This window comes from Sphingomonas sp. CFBP 13728 (assembly GCF_014841895.1).
Taxonomy (GTDB): Bacteria; Pseudomonadota; Alphaproteobacteria; order Sphingomonadales; family Sphingomonadaceae; genus Sphingomonas.
Genome location: NZ_JACYUS010000003.1, coordinates 363,523 through 386,703, shown reverse-complemented (window position 1 = coordinate 386,703; position 23,181 = coordinate 363,523). Strand labels below are relative to the sequence as shown.

Genomic DNA, 23,181 nt, shown 5'->3' with positions numbered 1-23,181 from the left:
AGGGGGATGACGGCTGAGGGTGGGAGGGGCTGCATCAGAAATAGCCCTCCTGTTTCTTCTTCTCCATGCCCGCGCCGCCGGAATCCTTGTCGATCGCGCGGCCCTGGCGTTCGCTGGTCGTGGTCAGCAGCGTTTCCTGGATGATCTCGGACAGCGTCGACGCCGTGCTCTCGACCGCACCCGTCAGCGGATAGCAACCGAGCGTGCGGAAGCGGATCGAGCGATCGACCGGGACCTCGCCGGGTTCGAGGCGGAAGCGATCGTCGTCGACCATCAGCAGCATGCCGTCGCGCTCTACCGTGGGGCGGACGCCCGCGTAGTAGAGCGGCACGATCGGCACGTCGTTGAGTTGGATGTATTGCCAGACGTCGAGCTCGGTCCAGTTCGAGATCGGGAACACACGGATGCTCTCGCCCTTCGATTTTCGCGCATTGTAGAGGTTCCACAATTCGGGGCGCTGGTTCTTCGGATCCCAGCCATGCGTCGCGGTGCGGAACGAGATGATGCGTTCCTTGGCGCGCGATTTTTCCTCGTCGCGCCGCGCGCCACCGAATGCCGCGTCGAACCCGTGCAGGTTGAGCGCCTGCTTCAAGCCCTCCGTCTTCCACATGTCGGTGTGGAGTGCACCGTGATCGAACGGATTGATCCCACGCGCGGCGGCTTCGGGGTTCTGGTAGACGAGCAACTCCATGCCGCTTTCCGCCGCCATCCGGTCGCGCAGCTTATACATTTCCTGGAATTTCCAGGTCGTGTCGACGTGCAGCAACGGGAAGGGCGGGGGCGAGGGGTAGAAGGCTTTCCGCGCGAGATGCAGCATCACGGCCGAATCCTTGCCGACAGAATACAGCATTACCGGCTTGTCGGCCTCGGCGACGACTTCGCGCAGGATGTGGATCGCCTCCGCCTCGAGCCGTTCCAGATGGGTGAGTGTCTTCGCCATGATGTGTCTCCGCGGCGCCGTTTGCCCGGCGCAGGGCGGTGTCGGCAATCAATGCATTCTTCGGTCGGGGAACGCTTCGCTATCTCATGCCCCGGTGATGGCACTGCGCACCATGCACGATTTCGCGGCGAACCTGCGCCGCAGTTGCCCGCCCGCGATCGACGCCGTACGCAACGCACCTGTTTCGATCCGTCTGGGACCATGCCGCCATGTCCGTTGCTTCGTTGAAAATGCGCTCCTGGTTGTTCGCGCCGGGGGACAGCGAACGCAAGATGACCAAGGCGATCGAGGGCAGCGCCGACATCGTCCTGTTCGATCTCGAAGACGCGGTGACCACCGAGAACAAGCCGCTCGCCCGCCAGACCGTCCACGACGTGCTGACCGCAAATGTCGCACACCGCGCGCGGATGTGGGTGCGGGTCAATCCGCTCGGCGGACCGTATACGCTTACCGATCTCGCCGCGATCATGCCGGCGCGGCCGGGCGGGATCATGCTGCCCAAGGTCGCCGGGCGGCAGGATGTCGAACGGCTCGACCACTACCTGTCCGCGTTCGAGGCGGCGAACGGCATCGCGATCGGGTCGACCCCGGTGATCGTGCTGATCACCGAGACGGCGGAAGCGATGTTCCACACGGGCGACTATAAGGGCGCGCCTCGAGTGGTCGCGCTGACCTGGGGCGCGGAGGACTTGGCGGACTCGATCGGCGCAAGCGCGAACTGCAATCCCGATGGCAGCTACCGCTTCATCTATGAACTGGCGCGGTCGATGTGCCTGCTGGGTGCCGCGGCGGCAGGCGTCACCGCGATCGAGACGATCCAGGGCGACTTTCGCGATCTCGATACGCTTAAGACACGCGCGGAGCAGGTCCGGCGTGACGGTTACCGCGGGATGCTTGCGATCCACCCGGCGCAGGTCGACGTGATCAACGCCGCCTTCACGCCGACCGAGGCGGAGATCGCCGAGGCGCAGGCGATCGTCGATCTGTTCGCGGCCAATCCCGGCGTCGGCACGATCGGCTACAAGGGCGGCATGCTCGACCGACCGTATTTGTCGCGCGCGGAGCATCTGTTGCGGCAGGTCGGGCGCGCGTGACCGAGGTGTCCTAGCCGACCCCCCATTCCGCCAGCAGCGCCGTGCCATCGGAGGTGGAGGCGATCCGGCCCGGCGTGCGGGACAGGCGCGGGGCAGGGGCTGCCTGCCAGATGCCGTCGACGACGACACCGCGATCCGCCATGTGGCGATGCGCCGGCACCTCGTCGAGTTCGAGCACCGGCGCAAAGCAGGTGTCGGTGCCTTCCAGCGCATCGCACCAGTCGTCCCGCGACCGGGTCACGAACACCGCGGCAAAGCGTCGCGCGGTTTCGGGCCAGCGCTCGACGACCATCTGGTCCGCCGCGAGGTCGGCAGGAAGCCCCAGCCGATCGAGCAGCTCGGCATAGAATTTCGGCTCGATCGCCCCCACCGAGACGTACCGACCATCGGCGCAAGTGTAACAGCGGTAGAACGGTGCCGCACCGCCGAGCAAATTGCGCTTGCGGTCCATCGACATGACGCCAGCCGGGACCATTCCCGCGAACAGCGCCATCATCGACGAGACCCCGTCGACGATCGCCGCATCGACGACTTGCCCCAGTCCCGATCGTGCGCGTTCGAGCAGCGCCGCAAGGATACCGGTGACGAGATACAGCGACCCGCCGCCGAAATCGCCGATCAGGTTGAGCGGCGGCGGCGGCGGTGTCCCCGGCGTGCCGATCGCTGCCAGGGCGCCGCTGAGTGCGATGTAATTGAGATCGTGCCCCGCCACCTGTGCGAGCGGTCCGGTCTGTCCCCATCCGGTCATCCGCCCATAAACGAGCCGCGGATTGCGTTCGAGCATGACGTCCGGACCAAGCCCGAGCCGTTCCATCACGCCCGGTCGAAGCCCTTCGATCACGACATCGGCGCGGGCCGTGATTGCCAGCGCCCGGTCCCGTCCCTCAGATGTGCGGATGTCGAGCGCGAGCCGCGCGCGGCCGCGGTCGAGCACCGCATTGCGAAAACCCCCGCCGACCCGTTCGATCCGCAGCACCTCCGCGCCGAGATCGGAAAGCAGCATCGCGGCATGCGGGCCCGGCCCGATGCTGGCGAACTCGACGACGCGAAGGCCGGCGAGCGCTGTCACCGGGTCGGTATTCCTACTGCCCGGTTCCCCTGCGAACGCAGGAGCCCAGGATCACGAGCGTTGCCGTCCGTGGTCCTGGATTCCTGCGTGCGCAGGAAAACGGAGCGTTTGCGCGTCATTCGGCGATCAGTTCGACCGCGACCGCGGTGGCTTCGCCGCCACCGATGCATAGCGCCGCGACGCCCTTTTTCAGCCCACGCAGCTTCAGTGCGGCGACCAGCGTGGCGATGATCCGCGCGCCGCTGGCGCCGATCGGATGGCCGAGCGCGGTGGCGCCGCCGTTGACGTTCAGCTTCTCGCGCGGGATGCCAAGTTCGCGCATCGCGATCATGGCGACGGTCGCGAACGCCTCGTTCACCTCGAACAGGTCGACGTCCTCGACGGTCCAGCCCGCACGGTCGAGAACCTTACGGATCGCCGAGACGGGCGCGGTCGTGAACAGCGCGGGGGCATGCGCGTGCGCCGCGGTCGCAACGATCCGCGCTTCCTGCGACAGGCCTAGCTTCTCGGCGACGCTCGCACGCGTCAGCACGAGGGCGGCGGCACCGTCGGAGATCGAGGCGGAGGTGGCGGCAGTGATCGTGCCGTCCTTGGCGAATGCGGGACGCAGGCCGGGGATCTTCTCGGGCTTGGCCTTGCCCGGCTGTTCGTCCTCGCTGACGATCACGTCGCCGCCACGCGTCTTGACGGTGACCGGCACGACCTCGTCCGCGAAGCCGCCGCTGGTGATCGCGGCGCTGGCGCGCGTGAGGCTTTCGATCGCGAACGCGTCCTGATCCTCGCGCGTGAACTGGTATTCGCCTGCGGTGTCCTCGGCGAAGGCGCCCATCGGCTTGCCCTTTTCGTACGCGTCTTCGAGGCCGTCCATCATCATCGAATCCGACACGACGTCATGGCCGATCCGCGCGCCCGAGCGGTGCTTGGCGAGCAGGAACGGCGCATTGGTCATGCTCTCCATGCCACCGGCGATCACGACGTCGACGGTGCCGGCCATCAGCGCCTCAGTCGCCATGATCGTCGCCTGCATGCCGGAGCCGCACATCTTGTTGACGGTGGTCGCCTCCACCGAATTGGGCAGGCCGGCACCCAGTGCGGCCTGCCGCGCGGGCGCCTGGCCGAGCCCGGCGGGCAGCACGCAGCCCATATAGATGCGGTCGATGATCGCCGGATCGACCTTCGAGCGCTCGACCGCCGCACGAACCGCAGTCGCGCCGAGTTCGACCGCCGTGACGCCGGACAACGCCCCCTGGAAGCCGCCCATCGGCGTGCGGGCATAGCTTGCGATGATGATCGGATCTTCGGACATGGTCTTCCCTCGTGGACTCGGCGTGAACTCGGCGCGCTTGTACGACAGTGTCGGCGTACGGCCCTCTCGACGGTGATATCGGTCTGCGTGCGCGAAATTGCCATACGATTGGGTATGCACCCTACTGGCGAGTCGTTGCGCGCGGCGTCGGCTATGTGTCAAGAACGGGTATGCCCGGCCAACCTGCATTCAGAACGCCGTCGCCGTCGCCGTTTCAGAGCTTGGCGGCGCGCGAGGCGCTGCGTCTCGAAAAGCGCGATGCGTTGCTGCGGGCGGCAGTGATGATGTTCAACGAGCGCGGGTTTCACGCGACGTCGCTCGACGATGTCGCCGCGAGTTTGGGCGTCACCAAGCCGGTGATCTACCATCATCTCGGCAACAAGGATCAGGTGCTGTTCGCGTGCGTTCGCATCGGTCTGGAGCAATTGCGTCTCGCCGCCGAACAGTCGCAGCGGATCGAAGGCGATGGACTGGAACGGCTCAAGGCGTTTCTCCGCCGCTATGCCGAAGTGACGATGGACGATTTCGGTCGCTGCGTCATCCGCACGCCCGACGAAGTCTTGTCGCCGGACGCGCGGAAGGAGTTTCGCGCTTTGAAGGCGGAGATCGACGCGACGATGCGGGCGATGATCGAAGCGGCAGTGGCGGATCGGTCGGCGACGGTGCTGGACGTGCGACTGACGGCGTTCACGCTCGCGGGTGCGCTCAACTGGCCGGCGCGCTGGTTTCGCGCGGACGGGCCGATGTCCGCGCAGGAGGTCGCGCGCGATATCGTCGAAATGCTGTGCGCCGGCTTGCGTCCGGCCCGTTGAGCGTTCGGATGATAGGGCAGCGCGGTGCGTACGAAGTCGTCGGATCCGGAGGGCGCTATCGGAGAAGATGGGATGTCCGTGGTTAGCACAGGCGTCGTCCTCGTCGCGCAGGCCGGTGCGAATGCCGTGATTACACGGCGCGGGCGAAGCAAGGTTTGGCGCCGTCGCATCGGTTGCAGGCGTGGCCGTGCTGCAAATTATTCGAAGAGGATTCGCTCGATATTATGCTGATCTATCTCCTGTCCGACGCAAACGCGGGTATCACCGGTTCGGACTTCACGATCGACGACGGACAGTCGTTGTGACCGCCCTTACGTCCCGCGCGCTGGCGATCGGCGAACAGGTCGAACGGTTCGTCCGCGATGTCGTCGTGCCGTTCGAACGCGATCCGCGCCGCGGCAGCCACGGGCCGTCCGACGAGCTCGTCCAGGAGATGCGAGGGCTCGCCCGCGACGCCGGCGTCCTGACACCGCACATCCTTGCCGACGGCGATCACCTGACTCAGGCGGAGACCGCGCACGTGCTGATCCGCTCGGGCCTGTCTCCCCTCGGACCGCTCGCGTGCAATACGATGGCCCCCGACGAGGGCAACATGTACCTGATCGGCAAGGCGGGGTCGGCGGCGCAGAAGGAGCGTTTCCTCGCGCCGATGATCGCCGGCGACGCGCGCTCGGCGTTCTTCATGACCGAACCGGCGTCGGAGGGCGGCGCGGGCTCCGACCCGTCGATGATGCAGACCACCGCGCGGCTCGACGGCAACCACTGGGTGATCGATGGGCGGAAAGCGTTCATCACCGGCGCGGACGGCGCGAAGATCGGCATCGTCATGGCGCGGACCGATCCCGGCGACGGCAAGCTGGCGGCGACGATGTTCCTCGTCGACCTGCCCGACCCGGCGATCCGTATCGAACGCGTGCTCGACACGATCGACAGCTCGATGCCCGGCGGGCATGCGGTCATCGCGATCGATGGCTTGCGCGTGTCCGCCGACGCGATCCTCGGTGCGCCGCACGAGGGGTTTCGCTATGCGCAGGTGCGACTGTCGCCGGCGCGGCTGTCGCACTGCATGCGCTGGCTCGGCGCGTGCATCCGCGCGAACGAGATCGCCACCGACTATGCCTGTCGGCGCCATGCGTTCGGCAAGCCGCTGATCGATCACGAGGGCGTCGGCTTCATGCTCGCCGAGAATTTGATCGACCTGCGTCAGGCCGAACTGATGATCGACTGGTGCGCAGGCGTGCTCGACGGGGGCTCGCTCGGCACCGCGGAGAGCTCGATGGCGAAGGTCGCGGTATCGGAGGCGTTGATGAGGATCGCCGATCGCTGCGTCCAGGTGATGGGCGGTACCGGCGTGACCGGCGACACGATCGTCGAGCAAGTCTTTCGCGAGATCCGCGCGTTCCGGATCTATGACGGCCCGACCGAGGTTCACAAATGGAGCCTGGCCAAGAAGATCAAGCGCGACTGGAAAGCGGCGCAGGCGTCCGAGACCACGGCATGAGCGAGCCGGCGTTCGCGGGAGGCGGCCCGGTGCGTGACGCGCACCGGTTTGACGAGATGCGGTTGGCCGAACGGACGGCTGCGGACGTCGACGAATTTGCGGGTTCGCTCGTCATCGAACTGTCCGAGGGCGACCGGTCTGACCGGATCTTACCGCGTGATCACGCCTTGCGGCTGGTCGCCGACCTGCGGTGTATCGCTGACCTTGGTTGGCAACAGGCGGTGCGTGCAGGGACTTCGCGAAGGATGGGCAATGTCTGAACTGGAGTATTACGACGTATTGATCGTCGGCGCCGGCCATGCCGGGGCGCAGGCGGCGATCAGTCTGCGCCAGCGCAATCATGGCGGTACGATCGCGCTGCTCGGTGACGAGCCCTCGCTGCCGTACGAGCGACCGCCCTTGTCGAAGGAATATCTGTCGGGGGACAAGCCGTTCGAGCGTATCCTCCTGCGCCCCGCAACGTTCTGGAGCGACCGCGCGATCACGTTGCGGCCTGAGCTCACCGTCGTAAGCGTCGATGTCGAGGCGCATCGAGTGACGACCGCGACCGGCGGCGTCATCGGGTATGGCACGTTGATCTGGGCCACGGGAGGCTCGCCGCGGCGGCTCACCTGCGCCGGGCATGACCTCAAGGGGGTCCATAGCGTCAGGACACGCCTCGATGTCGACCGGATGATCGCCGAACTGCCCTCGGTCCAGCGCGTCGTCGTGATCGGTGGCGGCTATATCGGGCTCGAGGCAGCCGCGGTGCTTACCAAGCTCGGAAAGCATGTCACCCTGGTCGAGGCGCAGGACCGCGTACTGGCGCGTGTCGCGGGCGAGCCTCTGTCGCGGTTCTACGAAGCCGAGCACCGCGCGCACGGCGTCGACCTGCGGACGGGCGTCGCGGTGTCGTGCATCGAGGGGGCGGACGGCGCAGCATCCGCCGTCCGCCTCGCCAATGGCGAGCTGCTCGAATGCCAGATGGTGATCGTCGGGATCGGGATCGTGCCCGCTGTCGCGCCGTTGCTCGCGGCCGGGGCCGCGGGTGACAACGGCGTGTTGGTCGATGGCCATTGCCGCACGACGTTGCCCGACGTCTTTGCGATCGGCGACTGCGCGGCCCATGCCAACGCATTCGCGAACGGCGCGACGATCCGCCTGGAGTCGGTGCAGAACGCAAATGACCAGGCGACGACCGTGGCCAAGATGCTGACCGGCGCGCCCGAGCGCTATCATGCGATGCCGTGGTTCTGGTCGAACCAGTACGACCTCAAGCTCCAGACCGTCGGATTGTCGACGGGCTACGACGAAGCGGTTCTGCGCGGCGATCCTGCGGAGCGCAGCTTTTCGGTGATCTACCTGAAAGCCGGACGCGTGATCGCGCTCGACTGCGTCAACCGCGTGCGGGATTACGTGCAGGGCCGCGCACTGGTCGTCGGGTCGGTGCACGCCGACCCGACATCGCTGGCTGACCCCACGATCGACCTGAAGACGATCCGTGCTGAGGACGAGGTGGTTCTCGATTTCAAGCAACCTCGCTCATAAGGCAGGATGAGGACTCGAGTGGTTGTTGAGCGGCAAGGTCGGCGCTTCTTCGCCGTCGGTCATCGCGATCGGCAGGATCGTGCCATCGGCGCCGTAGCGGACGCGGTCGATCGCCACCTGACGTTCACCCTTTAATTGTCCGGGACCCGGTCGCTGATCCCAGCGATGATACACGATCAACCACTCGCCCCGGGCCGTGCGGACGAAGCTGTGGTGGCCCGGCCCTTGATGCCGCGCATCGCTCGTCAGGATCGCGCCGCGGTATCGCCATGGTCCGACTGGGGAGCGGGCGGTGACGTAATGGACCGAATAATCCGGGCGATCCCAATGGCCGTGGCTGTATGACAGGTAATATACGCCGTTCCGCTCATGCAGGAACGCGCCTTCGGTGAAATTGGCGGGCTGATCGACCGTAACTTCGCGGGCGAGACTGACCATGTCGCGACCGAGTTCCCAGACGCGCAGCTTCGCGCCGGCGCTGCCGCCTGCATAGAGGTAGGCCTTGCCCGAACGCGGATCGACGAACGCCATCGGATCGATCGCCTCGAACTCGCCGTTCGCGCTTCGTCCGCCGGTGACGAGTGGACGTCCGCTGTCGCGATACGGTCCCTGCGGCGCATCGGCGACCGCGACGCCGATCCGGCTCGGTGTCGGATTCTGCGGCCCGACCGAATAATAGAGATACCATTTGCCGCCGCGCGTCGCGACGCCGGGTGCCCAGAGGAAATGCGCCTTCGCACCATCGTCGCCGATCCAGCGGATCTGATCGCGGCGGAGGATTTCACCGTGGCTGGTCCAGGTCTTCAAATCGCGCGACGAGAAGGCCCCGAACCGGTCCGCCGCCCAGCTTCCGCCGGGGCCGCCGGTCGGGAAGATCCACATCTCGCCATCGATCATCATCGCGTGTGGATCGGCACCCTGGAACACCGGGTTGCGGGCGATCGCCGCGGTTGCAATGACGAGCGCGACACCGACCGCGCTGACAATCCAGCGCTTTCCGGACCGGCGCATCATCGCGCGGGCTGTCCATAGTCGAGCACGAACACCGGCCCGAGATCGAGCACCTGCTTGGCGGAGTCCAGGTGCAGCGCAGCGTTCAACTGGCGGGGGCCGTAGTCCTGGTCCGCGATGCCCTTCAACTGGTACATCTTCCAGTCCCGGCTCACCTCGAACGGCTGCTCGAAGATTGCCCTGACGACCGGCGTCGCCTCCAGCTGAACGCGCCCGATCCTGCCGGGTGCGCCATTCTCGGTCTCTTCCGCACGCGCCCAGAAGGCGATGACGATCTGGTCGCCCTTCCTGACCGGCTTCAGTACCGGGGTGGTCACGCCAACTCGCCAGAAGTCTGTGTGCCCCTTCAACGGCACACGAAGCGCCTTGCCGAACTGGACGGATTTGTCGGCGCGGACCGTAGGAGGAAGCCGCAACCCGTACGGATTGAGTGCATCCACCCGCGGATCGTTGACGAGCCGGTCCGCCATGCTCGGGGTATCTGCCGCCACGATCGGCGACGCCAAAAACGCGGTCAACCCCAGCGCGGCGAGGACAGTCATTCGCATGATCGTATCTCCTTTGCTCGCTGTGTCAGGTCAGAACCGAAACCGTACGCCGAGCGAATAGGTACGCTCGAGGTAGAAGATCTGACGCGCGAACTGATCGCCCGCGTCATCGAACTGTCGATAACGACGGATCGGATTACCCAGCACGTTGACGATATCGAACGCGAGCGTGACGTTAGGGATCGGCGTTACCGTCGTCGACAGATCGAGCTGGCCACGACCCTTTTCGATCACACCGCCAGTACGTTGCGCGCCGTTGGCATCGACGTCGAGCGGCTCCTGGCTGTAATATTGAACGAAGTCGGAGCGGAAATTATATGCGACGCGTGCGGAGAAAAACGGCCGTTCGTACAACCCGACCAGATTGTAGGTCCATTTAGATACGCCGTTGAACCGTTGCTGCTGGCCCGCGACGTTGGGCGAGAGCGCGAGCGTCGACGCCAGATCGCCCTTGGAATCGACATAGGTGCCGTTCGCCTGCAGCCCGAAACCCTTGGCCCAATCGGGCAGGCCGTCGATATCGAGGAAACTGGTGAAGCCGACCTCCACGCCCTGGAAACGCGTGGCGCCGGTATTCTCGGGCTGTGTGAAACGCACCCGACCATAGGTCGGATCGTTGGTGAAGACGGTCGTGTTCGAGATGAAGCCTTGCGCATCACGGCGGAAGATCGCGCCGGTCAGCGACCCCGTGCGCGAGAAATACCATTCGAGGCTCGCGTCGTAGTTGTTCGACGTCAGCGGCGAGAGGTTCGGGTTGCCGGCGTTGATGGTGCGCACGTTGCTGTTGGGGTCGTTGGGGTTGGGCGGATTGTTGGGATCGATCGTTGGCGGCGATCCCACCGTCAGCGCCGGGTTGAGATCGAAAAAGTTCGGTCGCGTGCGCGTCTGCGTATAGGCGAGCCGCAACTGGAGTTCGTCCGTCGCGGCGATGCGTGCGCTGACGTTCGGCAGGTAATCGGTATACTCGTTCTTTGCGGTGACCGGCGTGATGACGAAGACGCCGGGACTTGTTTCGTCGCGCAGGAAGCCGCTGGTCGTGTTCTTGGTACGAACCGCGCGCAGCCCGACCACGCCATCGACGACGACGCTGCCGATGTCGAAGCCGTATTTGACTTGCGCATACCCGGCCAACGCCTTCTCGTTCGCGCGGAAATTCTCCGACGGATTGAAGTCCGGCCGTCCTGCGGGTGCGCCGTAGAACGTCCGCAAGGCGGCGAGGTTGTTGCGAATGCTGTTCGACGGGATCGCGGTGAAGGTATGGATCGGGAAGGTGTTGTTGTACCCGAACCCGGCCAGCGTGCTTTCCGTCGTCACCGGCAGCGCAGAAATCGGCAGCTGTGCGGGCAGGTTGAAGATATAGGGTGCACCGCGATCGCGATTGGCGTCGCGATCATTGTAGCGGACGCCAAACTGGAGACGCCTCAACAGGCCGTCGCCCATGTCGTACTGAACGTCGGCGCGCGACTGGATGTCCTTGCCGCCGACCTTCAGATATTCCTGGAAGAAGCCGCGGCTGAGATAGTTTGCAGGGTCGGTAAGGTTGAAATTGCCCAGGTTGAAGGTCGGGCCGCCGTCCGTGCCAGGGGATTCGAACACGACGTTGCGTACCGGCGAACTGCGGAACGTATAGTCGATGTTGATCAGATCGAACGTGTACGTGCTGTCCGTGTACGCGATGTCGCCCGAGATCTGGAGGTTGTCGTGCTTCCAGATGGCGCCGCCGCCGGCCTGATAGGTGTTGGTCGTGCCGTTCGCCGAGCCGTAATAGCCGTCCGGTGCATTCGCGCCAGTGACGGTCGCGCTCTGGGCCACGTTCGGGTTGCCGGTGCGCGTAGTGAGGTTGGTCAACTGGAAGTCGGGGCCACCGAAGATCGGAACGAACATGAACCGGTTCGAGTCCCGTCCGCGATAACCCTGGTAGAGCCCATCCACATAGATTTCGAGTTCGGGCGTGGGCTTCCACTGGAACGCAGCGTTCGCGGAGGGCCGCCAGCGTTTGCCGTAGCCGAGGAAAAGCGACTGCGCGTCCGGATAGCGAACGCCACCAGCGGTTCCTGGCGTGTTCGCCGCGTTGGTCGTGCCGATCACCAGCGATTGCTCCCGGAGCGAATCCAGGAAGTTGATGCCGACATAGGACGCGTTGACGAGCAGGCCCATCTCGCCGATCCCGGTGTTCCAGCGGTCGCTGACGAGGAGATTGCCGTTCCACGACATCTTTCCCGATTGCTGCCAGTTCACGCCGTTCAACGACCCCGACAATTCGAAGCCGTCAAAGTCGAACGGCCGCCGGCCGCGGACGTTGACCTGGCCGCCGATGCCGCCCTCGATCAGATTTGCGGTGCCAGATTTGTAGACTTCGAGCGCAGCCACGGTGCCGGCGGGGAAATCCTGGATCTGGACGAAGCGACCTTCGGCGGTGAAGATTTCCCGGCCGTTATAGGTGGTGCTGAGATCGGGCAGGCCGCGGACCGTAACGCCGGCCGACTCGCCGCCGCCACGCGAGACCTGCACGCCGGACACGCGGGCCAGTGCCGACGAGGCAAAGGTGTCGGGCAGCTTGCCGATGTCCTCGGCGACGATCGCGTCGACGATGCCGTCCGAGTTGCGCTTGATCGCCTGTGCCGATTGGAGGCTGCGACGAAGCCCGGTGACGACGATCTCGCCGTTGTCCTCCTGGGGCTCTCCTGCAGCGAGGGCTGCGGCGCCGCGGGGTTCGCGTTCTGATCGGAGGCGGTGGTCGGCTTGGGGAGATCCTGGCCGCCCGCCCTGGTTTTTGCTGTCGATTTGTCGGAGGTCTGTGCAGTGGCGGACGCTGTGGTAACCAGCGCCATGGCGGCCACGGACGCGCACAGAAGTGCCTTAGCTTTCATGTCTCTCTCTCCCCTTTAGTGTCGATGGTTTTCCATGCGACTTGGCTTCACGCTAAAACGATCCGGCGGGACTGGCAACTGTTTGTCGGACAAGACTGAACGATTCTTCACTAGGTTGTTGGCGATCCGGAACGTGGCTCGCTAGGATGGCGAAAGGCGCGGCGAACAGCGCTGGGGTGATGCGGCGTATCGTCGGGCGAACGAACGAAACGACCGCGCAACGGGAGAGGAAAGCCAATGAACCAACGCATTTCGGCGCAGATGCGCGACCGATCGGGAGGAGCATCTTGCTCCGGTAAGCAGCATCACGGAATTGCTGCGGGCGGGAATGCCATGCGGATGAAGGCGCTGTATCCAGCCCTTCTTGCCGCGGTCGTCTTCGCAGCCAGTCCCGCCGAAGCACGCAGTCGCTGGACCGAGGGGCAGGCCAAGGGTTGGTATGCCGCACAGCCATGGCTGGTCGGCGCGAATTACGCGCCCGCGACGGCGATCAACCAGCTCGAAATGTGGCAGGCGGCAACCTGGGATCCCAAGCGGATCGATTACGAGCTAGGCCTTGCGCAGGGTATTGGCATGAACACGATGCGCGTGTTTCTCCACGATCAGCTCTGGCAGCAGGACCCGGAGGGCTTCAAGCAACGGATCGACGCGTTCCTGACGATTGCTCGGGCGCACGGGATCAAGCCGCTGTTCGTTTTGTTCGACAGTTGCTGGGATCCCGATCCGAAGCTCGGGCCGCAGCATCCGCCGATCCCCGGCGTGCATAATTCGGGGTGGGTGCAGGGGCCGGGAATGCCGGGCTTGCGCGATCGGGCGCGGTATCCCGGCTACAAGGCCTATGTGCAGGGCGTGATCGGCGCGTTTGCGAAAGACGACCGGATACTGGGCTGGGACGTGTGGAACGAGCCGGACAATGGCGCCGACCAGTATAAGGGGCAGGAGGGCAAGGAGCCGCTGGTCCGGGCGATGCTGGCGCAGGTGTTCGATTGGGCGCGCGAGGCCGATCCGTCGCAGCCGCTGACGTCGGGAGTGTGGACCGGCGACGATTGGGCACCGGGCGGCAAGACGTCGCCGATGGAAAAGCTGCAGCTCGCGCAGTCGGACGTCGTTACCTTCCACGATTATAGCTGGCCGGAGACGTTCGAGCGACGGATCAAACAGTTGCTCGCTTATAACCGCCCGGTGATCTGCACCGAATACATGGCGCGCGGCAACGGATCGACCTTCGATGGCTCGATGCCGATCGGCAAGCGCTACAATGTCGGCATGATCAACTGGGGGTTCGTCGATGGGAAGACGCAGACGCGACTACCGTGGGACAGCTGGCAGAAGCCGTACGTGCTCGCCGAGCCGACGATCTGGTTTCACGAAGTATTCCGGAACGACGGCACGCCGTATCGTCAAGCGGAGATCGATCTGATCCGACGGTTGAGCGCGGCACCGAAGGGTGTCGTACCGACGGCGCCGTCCGATGGATCCGCGGTACGTCGCCAGCGGTAAACGGTGTGCAGCATCGCCCTCCCACGGGACGGCGATGCTGCATGCGTATCAGTGATTGTCGCGCGGTAGGCCCATCGTCTGCGCGATCCGCTGGTACTTTTCCGCACCTTCGAGGATTGCGCCCGTTTCCATCTGGCCGACGGTGGCCCGCTGGATTTCCTGCCAGGGCGTCTGCGAACGCGGATAGGCATAGCCACCTGCTTCGGTCAGCGCACGGCGGCGCTCGGCGAGATCCTCGTCCGAGATCAGCACGTTGGCGCTGCCCTTGGCAAGGTCGATGCGGACACGGTCGCCGGTACGGATCAGCGCGAGGCCGCCCATCGCCGCCGCCTCGGGCGAGGCGTTGAGGATCGAGGGCGACCCCGACGTCCCCGACTGACGACCGTCGCCGATGCAGGGGAGGGCATGGACGCCTTCGCGGATCAGATACGCCGGCGGCCGCATGTTCACGACCTCGGCCGCACCCGGATAGCCGATCGGCCCTGCGCCACGCATGAACAGCAATGTGTCGGTGGTGATCCCGAGCGAGGGGTCATCGATCCGGTGATGATAATCCTCCGGTCCGTCGAACACGACCGCGGGGCCTTCGAACGCTTCGAGATCGTCCGGGTTGGACAGATAGCGCTCGCGGAACTCGGGGCTGATCACGCTGGTCTTCATGATCGCCGAGTCGAACAGATTGCCGCGCAATACGATGAAGCCGGCATCCTCGAGCAGTGGCGTTGCGAACGGGCGGATGACGCGCTCGTCCTCGATCGTCGCGGTCCGGCAATTGTCGCCGATCGACTTGCCGTTCGCGGTCATCGCGTCTTCGTGGATCAGGCCCTGCTTCATCAGTTCGGCAACCACTGCGGGGACACCGCCGGCATGGTAATAATCCTCGCCGAGATACTCGCCTGCGGGCTGGAGGTTGACCATCAGCGGCACCTTGTGGCCGTGCGTCTGCCAGTCGTCGATCGGCAGGTCGACGCCGATGTGACGCGCGATCGCGGCGAGATGGATAGGTGCGTTGGTCGAGCCACCGATCGCCGAATTGACGACGATTGCGTTGTGGAACGCCTCCTTGGTGAGGATGTCCGACGGCTTCAGATCCTCGGCCACCATGTCGACGATCCGCTTGCCGGTCTTGTACGCGACCTCCTGGCGATCACGATACGGCGCGGGGATCGCGGCCGAGCCGGGCAACTGCATGCCGAGCGCCTCGGCGAGGCTGTTCATCGTCGTCGCGGTGCCCATCGTGTTGCAGTAGCCGGTTGAGGGTGCCGACGACGCGACGAGCTTGATGAAGCCCTCATCGTCGATCGCGCCGGTCGCGAGCAACTCGCGCGCCTTCCACACGATCGTGCCCGAGCCGGTCCGCTCGCCCTTGTGCCAGCCGTTGAGCATCGGCCCCACGGACAGCGCGATCGCCGGAATGTTCACGGTCGCAGCGGCCATCAGGCACGCGGGCGTGGTCTTGTCGCAGCCGATCGTCAGCACGACGCCGTCGAGCGGATAGCCGTAGAGCACCTCGACCAGCGCCAGATAGGCGAGGTTGCGGTCCAGCCCGGCGGTCGGGCGCTTGCCGGTCTCCTGGATCGGGTGGACCGGGAATTCCAATGCGATGCCGCCGGCTTCACGAATGCCTTCGCGCAGGCGTTCGGCGAGCACGAGGTGGTGGCGGTTGCACGGCGAAAGGTCGCTGCCGGTCTGCGCGATGCCGATGATCGGCTTGCCCGAGCGCAGCTCCTCGAGGCTCAGCCCGAAGTTCAGATAGCGCTCCAGATAGAGCGCGGTCATGTCAATGTTCTCGGGGTTGTCGAACCACGCGCGGCTTCTGAGCGACTGGGGAAGCTTGGGCATTTCGGTCATGAGGAGCTTTCTGGAGATCGGGCTAGAGTTCGATGTCGGCAGGCCGGTATCAGCGGGCGACGGAAACGCGGTAGATCATGCGGTGATGATAGGGTTTGCCGGGATCGACGCGCGCCGAACCGAACGCAGGCTGGTTGGGGGTATCGGGGAATTTCTGCGGTTCGAGCGCGAGGCCGTCGCCCATCCGGTACACATGACCTGACTTGCCGACCAGCGACCCATCGAGGAAATTGCCCGAGTAAAATTGCACCCCAGGCTCGGTGGTCAATACTTCGAGCACGCGACCCGATGCCGGGTCCTCGACGCGCGCGGCAAGGCCGGGCTCGGGCGTTGCGCCCTTGTCGAGCACGAAGTTGTGATCCCAGCCGCGACCGATGACGATCTGCGGATCGCGTCCGTCGCGGATGCCGTCGGACAGCGCGCGGCCCTTGGTGAAGTCGAACACCGTGCCCGTGACGGGCTTCAACTCGCCGGTCGGGATCAGCGTCGCGTTGACGGGCGTATAGCGCCGCGCCGGGATTGTCAGGCGCTGGCCGTAGATGCCGGTCGCCGAGCCTTCACCCGCCAGATCGAACAGCGCGTGATTGGTCAGGTTGACGATCGTCGGTGCATCGCTGGTCGCGTCGAAGTCGATCGTCAGCGCACCCTTGTCGTCGAGCGCATAGGTGACCTTGACCGACAGCGTGCCGGGGTAGCCCTGGTCGCCCGCCGGGCTGGTCAGCGTCATCACGACCTTCGCCTGCGCGCCATTGGTGACCGACACGATCTTCCAGACATGCTTGTCGAAGCCGACCGTGCCGCCGTGCAGCGTGTTGGTCTTGTCGTTGAGCGTGATCTGATAGGGCTTGCCGTCGAGCGTGAAGCGACCGCCGGCGATCCGGTTGGCATAGCGCCCGATCGTCTGGCCCCAGAAATTGGGTGCGGTGACGTAGCTTGCGGCATCGTCATAGCCGAGCGTGATGTCGGCCGTCTTGCCGTTGCGGTCGGGCGCATTCAACGACTGGAGCGTTGCGCCGAGGGTCATGATTCGCGCGCTGACACCATTGGTGCCGGTCAGCGTGACGGCTTCGATCGCGGTGCCGTTGGGCAATTTGCCGAACGCTTCGCGCTTGGCCGATGCGGCGTTCGCGGCGTGTGACGACACTATCGTCAACGCAGTGGCCGCGATGATCCCCGACTTTGTGATTGCGCGCATTCCGGTTCCCGTCCTTAATCGCTCGACGCCGTTGACGCGCCTTGTGAGGCTATATAGTCGGACAATATATTTCTGAGCAAGCCATGCGGGAAAAGACTGTCGTGCAGTCGCCGACATGGCACGGAGGGTGAGCGATTATGGCGATGCCGATACAGATGCAACGACCCGTCGAGGGCGCAGCGACACAGGATCCGCCGGGGGCTAGCCCAAGCTACCGCTCCGCACTGACTCTGCTCGCCAGCCTGTTCTTCATGTGGGGCTTCATCACGGTCATCAACAACACGCTGCTGCCGCACCTGCGCAGCGTGTTCGACCTCAGCTACACGCAGACGACGCTGATCGAGAGCGTCTGGTTCATCGCCTATTTCTTCGCCTCGATTCCGTCGGCCAAGCTGATCGAGCGAGTCGGCTATCAGCGCGCGATGGTGTTCGGGCTGGGCCTGATGGCGGTCGGTGCGTTGATGATGGTGCCCGCCGCGGGGTTGCCCTCCTACGGCGTCACGCTGTTTGCGCTGTTCGTGATCGCGAGCGGGATCACGCTGCTCCAGGTTGCGGCCAACCCGTATGTCGCGGTCGTCGGTCCATCCGAGACCGCGTCGTCGCGGCTCAACCTGGTGCAGGCGTTCAACTCGGCGGGGGCTACGCTCGCGCCGCTGTTCGGCGGGTATCTGATTCTCGGTCGGTCCACCTCGGGTACTGCGGTGGCCGGGTCGACCGCGGTGCTGACGCCGGCAGAACGACTTGCGGACGCACAGTCGGTGGTGTTGCCGTATCTGATCGTCGCGGGCGTTCTGGTCGTGCTCGCGATCGTGATCGCGCGCTTCCCGCTGCCGGCGATGGGCGCATCGACGCAGCGCTCGGCGAAGGCGGACCGCAAGGGCCTGTCGCTCTGGTCGCACCGCAACCTCGTACTCGGCATCCCCGCGATCTTCATATATCTGATCGCCGAGATCGGCGTCGCCAATCTGTTCATCAATTTCGTCAGCCAGCCGCAGATCGGCAACCTGACGCACGAGCAGGCCTCGCATTACCTGTTCATCCTGTGGGGCGGCATGATGGTCGGCCGGCTGGTCGGCAGCGTCGTGATGCGGACGATCCCCGCCGAGCGCGTGCTGGCGGTGGCAAGCATCGGCGCGTTCGTCGTCATGCTGATCGCGACCTTCACCACCGGCCATGTCGCGATGTGGGCGTTGATCTCGGTCGGGCTGTTCCACTCGATCATGTTCCCGACGATATTCACGCTCGGCATCCGCGGGCTTGGACCACTGACCGAGGAAGGGTCGGGGCTTCTGATCATGGCGATCGCGGGCGGTGCGCTGGTGATCGTCCAGGGTTGGCTGGCGGATACCTACGGGTTGCAGATCTCATTCCTGCTGACCGCGGTGTGCGAACTGTACATCCTGTTCTACGCGGTCTGGGGCTCGCGCGTGACCGAAGCGCTGCCCGATCCCGTCGCCGTTCCCTGAAGTGGCGCGCCCCTTGACCGGGGCGCCGATTAGCGGGCGACGACGAAGCGGCGGTGGCGGGCGATCAGCGCGCCATCGCCAGTTTCGTATCCTCCAGCGCCAGATCGACCAGCGTCCGCATCGCTGCGCTGGCACCGTTGGCATCGCCGGCGGCGATCGCGTCGTAGACCAGCACGTGATCGGGGATCGGATTGCGGGGCAGGGCGCGGGCGCGCTGTTTGAACTGCGTGGTCCAGTTGACGGCCGCGCCGATGCTCGCGCTCAGCACGATCAGCGCATCGTTGCGTGTCGCGGTCAGCACGGCGTCGTGGAACTCGCGATCTGCGGCGCGACCGGCCTCGGTGGCCAGCGTATGGCGCCGCATCGCCGCCAAGGCTTCCTTCATGATCTTCAGGTCGGTCCGTTCGCGCCGTTCGGCGGCCAACGCCGCCGCTGCCGGCTCGACGATCGCGCGCAGTTCGAACAACCCGCGCACGAAGGCGATGTCGGGCTCGCCGGCAAACGCCCAGGCGAGCACGTCGGGGTCGAGCAGGTTCCACCGGCTGCGGGGCAGGACGCGCGTGCCGATCTTCGGACGGCTTTCGACCAGACCCTTGGCGGTCAGGACCTGGACGGCCTCGCGGTACGCGCTGCGCGATACGTCGAGCGTTTTCGAGAACTCGACCTCGCCCGACAAGGTGTCGCCGGGTGCATACTCCCCCGACAATATCGCGGTGCCGAGCTTGTGCGCGACCGCACCGTGAAGACGTCGACCCGTGCCGCGCGGAACGCGAACGACCGGCGTTTCGTCTCCAGTGCCGGCCTCTACGGGATCCTCGATACGATCCCCAATATGATCGACGTCCGTCATAACGCTTGCTCCCTGGACACGGCGTAACAGCCCCTGCACGATCAAGGAACGACAAAGATTGCCAAAACCTAGCGCCGCTTATATGTCGGAGTATAGGGAGTGGATACTATGTCAGACACAAGCACGAGCCAGACCGAGCGTTCTGCGTTTCGATCCATCGATGCCGCCACCGGTGCTGCAGTGGGTAATCCGATCGCGGTGCATGGCCCGGCCGACGTCGAGGCAGCATGCGCCGCCGCCGAGGCGGCATTCGACGCCTATCGCGCGACCGGCAACGACGCACGCGCCGACTTTCTCGAACGGATCGGCGAGGAAATCGTCGCGCTTGGTGACGACCTGATCGTTACCGCGATGCGCGAAAGCGGCCTGCCGCGCGCACGACTGGAAGGCGAGCGCGGCCGCACCGTCGGCCAGTTGAAGCTGTTCGCCAGCGTCGTTCGTCGTGGCGGCTGGATGGGGCTTCGGATCGATCCGGCACTGCCCGATCGCGTGCCCTTGCCGCGCCCCGATCTTCGGCTGCGAATGATCCCGCTCGGCCCGGTGGCCGTGTTCGGCGCGAGCAATTTCCCGCTCGCCTTCTCGACCGCCGGGGGCGACACCGCGTCGGCGCTTGCGGCCGGTTGCCCGGTCGTCGTCAAGGGGCACCCTGCGCATCCAGCCACCGGCGCGCTGGTCGCCGGCGCGATCGACGCTGCGGTTGCGGCGTGCGGCTTGCCGAAGGGCGTGTTCTCGCATCTGATCGGCCCCGGCAACGACCTCGGCAGCGCGCTGGTGCAGGACCCGCGTATCGCCGCGGTAGGCTTCACCGGATCGCGCGCTGGCGGCTTGGCGCTCGTCAAGCTGGCACAGGCCCGTGAAGTTCCGATCCCGGTCTATGCCGAGATGTCGAGCATCAACCCGGTGGTGCTGCTGCCCGAAGCCCTGAAGGCGCGCGGCGCCGCGCTCGGCACGGCGTTCGTCGGGTCGCTGACGATGGGCGCGGGGCAGTTCTGCACCAACCCCGGCCTCGTGCTCGCGCTCGAAGGCGAGGGGCTCGACGCATTCGTGTCCGCTGCCGCAACGGCATTGCCCGAGGCTCCTGCCGCGACGATGCTCACCAGCGGCATCCATGCCGCCTACGAGCAGGGCATCGCCGCACTCGCCAGCCACGACGCGGTGAACGAGATCGCACGTGGCAAGGTCGGCGAAGGCGTGGCGCAGGGCCAGGCGGCGTTCTTCGAGACGACCGCCGCACAGTTCCTGAGCGACAGGGCGCTGGGGCATGAAGTGTTCGGGGCATCGTCGCTGCTGGTGCGCTGCACGAGCGAGGACGAACTCCACGCCGTACTGCGCGCCGCCGAGGGGCAGCTTACCGCGACGATCCAGATGGACAACGCTGATGCCGACATGGCGTCGCGGCTGATCCCGCTGCTCGAGCGCAAGGCCGGGCGGATCCTCGCGAACGGCTGGCCGACCGGTGTCGAGGTCGCGCATGCGATGGTGCATGGCGGTCCGTTCCCGGCGACCTCGGATGGCCGCACGACTTCGGTCGGCAGCCTTGCGATCGATCGGTTCCTGCGGCCGGTGTCGTACCAGAATCTGCTGCCCGAACTGCTGCCGGGGGTGCTGCGTGACGGCACGACCGCGCCGCGGCTGATCGACGGCGTTCCCGCCAACTGACCTGAAAATATCGGGGGCGAACCGTAACAGCGGCGTCCCGACTAGGAGAGAAATTGATGACTTTGCGTCTGTTGCAGCATGTTGGCGTCGATGGCACGCGATCCGTGATCGCGGCTACTAGCGAGGGGGCGGCGTTCGTTACCGGCGTCGACAGCGTTCGCGCGCTGGCCGAGCGTGCGATTGCCGCCGGTAGCGATCTCGCCGGCGCGGTTGCGGCCTGTGGAACGGGCGCTAGCGTCGACATCGCTGCCGAACTCGCCGCGGGTCGCCTGACTTCGCCGATCGATCATGTCGATCCGGCCCATTTGATCATGACCGGCACCGGCCTGACTCATCTCGGTTCGGCCGAGGGCCGCGATAAGATGCACCGCGCCGCCGCGGACGCCGAGAAGCAGACCGATTCGATGCGGATGTTCCTCGAAGGCGTCGAGGGCGGCAAGCCGACAGCGGGGACACGCGGGCAGCAGCCCGAATGGTTCTACAAGGGCGATGGCTCGGGGCTGGTTGCGCCGGGTGCGGCATTCGCGATGCCCGACTTCGCCGAAGATGGCGGCGAGGAGCCCGAGCTTGCCGGGATCTACCTGATCGGTCCGGACGGCACGCCGTTCCGCCTCGGCCTGTGCCTCGCCAACGAATTCAGCGATCACGTCACCGAGCGCCACAACTATCTCTGGCTCGCGCATTCGAAGCTGCGCCAGGCATCGCTCGGGCCCGAACTGCTGGTCGGCACGCCGCCTCAGCATATCGAGGGTGCGAGCCGCATCCACCGCGACGGCGCGCTGCTGTGGGAAAAGCCGTTCCTGTCGGGCGAGGCGAACATGTCGCACAGCATCGCCAACCTCGAGGCGCATCATTTCAAATATGATCTGTTCCGCCGTCCGGGCGACGTGCACGTCCATTTCTTCGGCACCGCGACGCTGTCGTTCGCCGACGGCGTGACGACGCGCGAAGGCGATGTGTTCGAGATCGAGGCCGCGCCGTTCACACTGCCCCTGCGCAACACGCTGACCAAGGCCGCACCGCAGCCGGTCGTCGTGAAGGCGCTCTGAGCATGGCCGCTATCAGAATCGCGGTCGTGGGCATGGGCAAGATCGCCCGCGACCAGCATCTGCCCTCGATCGCCGGAAACGCCGACTTTGACTTCGTCGCGAGCGTCAGCCCGCGTGATCCGGGCGTCGAGGGTATCGCCAACTTCAGGTCGCTGGAAGCGCTGCTCGCCGACGGTCCGGCGATCGACGCGATCGCGCTCTGCACCCCGCCACAGGTGCGCTACGAGCTTGCCTCGATGGCGCTCGCCAAGCGCGTGCACGTCTTCCTCGAAAAGCCGCCCGGCGCGACGCTGGCCGAGGTCGATGCGCTCGAAACGCAGGCTGCCGAGACGGGAACGACGCTGTTCGCCGGCTGGCATTCGCGGTTCGCGGCAGGCGTCGCGCCGGCCAAAGCCTGGCTCGCCGAGCGTAAGATCGAGCGCGTGTCGATCGTCTGGCGCGAGGACGTTCGCGTCTGGCATCCGGGACAGGCGTGGATCTGGGAGCCGGGTGGGCTCGGCGTCTTCGATCCCGGCATCAACGCGCTGTCGATCGCGACCGAGATCCTGCCGCAGCCGTTCTTCCTCACGGCCGCGACGCTGTCGACGCCCGCCAACCGCGCCGCGCCGATCGCCGCCGACCTGACCTTTCGCAGCGCTACGGGCACGCCGATCACGATGGATCTCGACTGGCGCCAGACCGGCCCGCAGAGCTGGGACATCACCGTCGAGACCGACGCCGGCACGCTCAGCCTCGCCAAGGGTGGCGCGGTGCTCACCCTGCCGAGCGGCACCGTGCATAACGACGACGAGGAATATCCCGGCCTCTACACGCGCTTCGCCTCGCTGATCCGCGGTGGCCGAAGCGAAGTCGACACGACCCCGTTCACCCTCGTCGCCGACGCGTTCCTGCGCGGCACCCGCAATTCCGTGGAGGCTTTCGATGATTGAGGCA

19 protein-coding genes are annotated in these 23,181 nt (G+C 65.7%); 10 read left to right on the top strand and 9 right to left on the bottom strand.

Annotation, left to right across the window (positions count from 1 at the left end):
- Positions 1-34: 34 nt before the first annotated feature.
- Positions 35-940 (bottom strand): sulfate adenylyltransferase subunit CysD, encoded by a 906-nt coding sequence (cysD, locus tag IFT67_RS14680; RefSeq protein WP_192238947.1) that lies wholly within the window; start codon positions 938-940, stop codon positions 35-37.
- 209 nt (positions 941-1,149) lie between these two features.
- Here cysD and IFT67_RS14675 point away from each other — a divergent pair, with 209 nt between their 5' ends.
- Positions 1,150-2,034, top strand: coding sequence for an HpcH/HpaI aldolase/citrate lyase family protein (locus tag IFT67_RS14675; RefSeq protein ID WP_192238946.1), 885 nt, complete (start codon positions 1,150-1,152; stop codon positions 2,032-2,034).
- 10 nt (positions 2,035-2,044) lie between these two features.
- On the opposite strand, the gene IFT67_RS14670 is transcribed toward IFT67_RS14675, so the two are convergent.
- Both IFT67_RS14670 and IFT67_RS14665 read right to left on the bottom strand, forming a co-directional pair.
- Positions 2,045-3,103, bottom strand: a complete 1,059-nt coding sequence (locus tag IFT67_RS14670) for a CoA transferase (RefSeq protein WP_192238945.1) — start codon at positions 3,101-3,103, stop codon at positions 2,045-2,047.
- A 115-nt stretch (positions 3,104-3,218) separates the two neighbouring features.
- The gene (locus IFT67_RS14665) at positions 3,219-4,409 is read right to left on the bottom strand and encodes an acetyl-CoA C-acyltransferase (RefSeq protein WP_192238944.1); all 1,191 of its coding nucleotides are present in this window, start codon (positions 4,407-4,409) and stop codon (positions 3,219-3,221) included.
- A 170-nt stretch (positions 4,410-4,579) separates the two neighbouring features.
- On the opposite strand from IFT67_RS14665, the gene IFT67_RS14660 reads away from it, so the two are divergent.
- The 4 genes from IFT67_RS14660 (at position 4,580) to IFT67_RS14645 (ending at position 8,249) form a co-directional block, all read left to right on the top strand.
- Complete coding sequence (locus IFT67_RS14660; RefSeq protein WP_192238943.1) at positions 4,580-5,221, top strand: TetR/AcrR family transcriptional regulator; 642 nt, start codon at positions 4,580-4,582, stop codon at positions 5,219-5,221.
- A gap of 301 nt (positions 5,222-5,522) precedes the next feature.
- Positions 5,523-6,722 (top strand): acyl-CoA dehydrogenase family protein, encoded by a 1,200-nt coding sequence (locus IFT67_RS14655; protein WP_192238942.1) that lies wholly within the window; start codon positions 5,523-5,525, stop codon positions 6,720-6,722.
- On the top strand, positions 6,719-6,982 hold the full coding sequence (locus IFT67_RS14650) for a hypothetical protein (RefSeq protein WP_192238941.1): 264 nt from the start codon (positions 6,719-6,721) through the stop codon (positions 6,980-6,982). Before IFT67_RS14655 ends, IFT67_RS14650 begins: the two co-directional genes overlap by 4 nt.
- Entirely contained in the window at positions 6,975-8,249 is a 1,275-nt protein-coding gene (locus IFT67_RS14645; RefSeq protein WP_192238940.1) for an NAD(P)/FAD-dependent oxidoreductase, read from the top strand. The genes IFT67_RS14650 and IFT67_RS14645 overlap by 8 nt, the downstream gene beginning before the upstream one ends.
- Here IFT67_RS14645 and IFT67_RS14640 read toward each other — a convergent pair.
- From IFT67_RS14640 to IFT67_RS14630, 3 genes are read right to left on the bottom strand one after another with little or no spacing between them, the layout of a single operon-like run.
- A complete protein-coding gene (locus IFT67_RS14640) occupies positions 8,244-9,263 on the bottom strand; it encodes a family 43 glycosylhydrolase (RefSeq protein WP_244647404.1) in 1,020 nt (339 codons plus the stop codon). The two genes, IFT67_RS14645 and IFT67_RS14640, sit on opposite strands and share 6 nt — an antisense overlap.
- Entirely contained in the window at positions 9,260-9,808 is a 549-nt protein-coding gene (locus IFT67_RS14635; protein WP_192238939.1) for a hypothetical protein, read from the bottom strand. The genes IFT67_RS14640 and IFT67_RS14635 overlap by 4 nt, the downstream gene beginning before the upstream one ends.
- A gap of 30 nt (positions 9,809-9,838) precedes the next feature.
- A complete protein-coding gene (locus IFT67_RS14630; RefSeq protein WP_192238938.1) occupies positions 9,839-12,658 on the bottom strand; it encodes a TonB-dependent receptor in 2,820 nt (939 codons plus the stop codon).
- 359 nt (positions 12,659-13,017) lie between these two features.
- Between IFT67_RS14630 and IFT67_RS14625 the strand changes: the two genes are divergently transcribed.
- The gene (locus tag IFT67_RS14625; protein WP_192239153.1) at positions 13,018-14,178 is read left to right on the top strand and encodes a cellulase family glycosylhydrolase; all 1,161 of its coding nucleotides are present in this window, start codon (positions 13,018-13,020) and stop codon (positions 14,176-14,178) included.
- A 48-nt stretch (positions 14,179-14,226) separates the two neighbouring features.
- Here the strand turns inward: IFT67_RS14625 and IFT67_RS14620 are convergent, their stop codons facing one another.
- Positions 14,227-16,029, bottom strand: a complete 1,803-nt coding sequence (locus tag IFT67_RS14620; RefSeq protein WP_274602694.1) for an IlvD/Edd family dehydratase — start codon at positions 16,027-16,029, stop codon at positions 14,227-14,229.
- 49 nt (positions 16,030-16,078) lie between these two features.
- Positions 16,079-17,224: an aldose epimerase family protein gene (locus IFT67_RS14615; RefSeq protein WP_192238937.1), complete on the bottom strand. Its 1,146-nt coding sequence runs from the start codon at positions 17,222-17,224 to the stop codon at positions 16,079-16,081.
- Positions 17,225-17,379: 155 nt separating this feature from the next.
- Between IFT67_RS14615 and IFT67_RS14610 the strand changes: the two genes are divergently transcribed.
- Complete coding sequence (locus tag IFT67_RS14610; protein WP_197983079.1) at positions 17,380-18,690, top strand: sugar MFS transporter; 1,311 nt, start codon at positions 17,380-17,382, stop codon at positions 18,688-18,690.
- Between the two features lie 64 nt (positions 18,691-18,754).
- On the opposite strand, the gene IFT67_RS14605 is transcribed toward IFT67_RS14610, so the two are convergent.
- A complete protein-coding gene (locus tag IFT67_RS14605; RefSeq protein ID WP_192238935.1) occupies positions 18,755-19,540 on the bottom strand; it encodes a FadR/GntR family transcriptional regulator in 786 nt (261 codons plus the stop codon).
- A 108-nt stretch (positions 19,541-19,648) separates the two neighbouring features.
- Here IFT67_RS14605 and IFT67_RS14600 point away from each other — a divergent pair, with 108 nt between their 5' ends.
- The 3 genes from IFT67_RS14600 to IFT67_RS14590 are packed head-to-tail and all read left to right on the top strand — an operon-like array spanning position 19,649 to position 23,177.
- A complete protein-coding gene (locus tag IFT67_RS14600) occupies positions 19,649-21,199 on the top strand; it encodes an aldehyde dehydrogenase (NADP(+)) (protein WP_192238934.1) in 1,551 nt (516 codons plus the stop codon).
- Positions 21,200-21,255: 56 nt separating this feature from the next.
- Positions 21,256-22,248, top strand: a complete 993-nt coding sequence (gene araD1 / locus IFT67_RS14595; RefSeq protein ID WP_192238933.1) for an AraD1 family protein — start codon at positions 21,256-21,258, stop codon at positions 22,246-22,248.
- 2 nt (positions 22,249-22,250) lie between these two features.
- Positions 22,251-23,177, top strand: coding sequence for a Gfo/Idh/MocA family protein (locus tag IFT67_RS14590; RefSeq protein ID WP_192238932.1), 927 nt, complete (start codon positions 22,251-22,253; stop codon positions 23,175-23,177).
- Positions 23,178-23,181 lie beyond the last annotated feature (4 nt).